Source organism: Campylobacter concisus, assembly GCF_002912895.1.
GTDB classification, from domain to species: domain Bacteria; phylum Campylobacterota; class Campylobacteria; order Campylobacterales; family Campylobacteraceae; genus Campylobacter_A; species Campylobacter_A concisus_G.
The window spans coordinates 1-577 of the sequence record NZ_POZX01000074.1 but is presented as its reverse complement, the minus strand read 5'-3'; the positions used below and the strand labels follow the sequence as shown (position 1 = coordinate 577).

Genomic DNA, 577 nt, shown 5'->3' with positions numbered 1-577 from the left:
ATGGGTAGTGGAGAGTCGAGTGTGGATCATGAATAGACAAAGCGAAAGTTGAAACAAGCTTCTGGGGCTTAAGCGAGAATGGGAAGGGTGGATGCGTGCTGACAAGAGATGTATGGTCATGCGAGTACGATGAGTCTGTCGTTTGTTTTTTTTTTTTCAGGCAGAAGACGGCATACGAGATTAGCTGCAGTCTCGTGGGCTCGGAAACGCAGAAGGTGCTCACGCACTCGCATTTCCCGGTGATGGTTTATCGCTAACCGCTAAACTGTGGCTTTTCCCATGAACCGCATCTCCTATAGAGTTTGCGGAGAGAGGGTTTGATTTTTTTATATTTGGAGCAGAAATGGCTGAAGACATGAAGTCCGATGAGCAGGGCATGGATGCAAAGATGGATCCGACCGCAATTGTGCGTGAAGATGTCATCTCCGAACGACGCGTAGGCAACATCCGCATGCTGACTCCGATCACGGTCGAAGGCGTACGCGATGAGACGCGCGATGTTCTTTTTTTTGGCGAAGCGCAGATTATGACCCAAGTTGGCGCTCTGCCGATCAATTTCCAGATTGAAGCCAAAACC

Annotated in this window: 1 protein-coding gene; it reads left to right on the top strand. The window is 49.4% G+C overall.

Annotated features, from left to right (window positions below):
• Window positions 1–343 precede the first annotated feature (343 nt).
• On the top strand, window positions 344–577 hold a 234-nt coding region (locus CYP51_RS10225; protein WP_219809039.1), incomplete at its 3' end, for a hypothetical protein.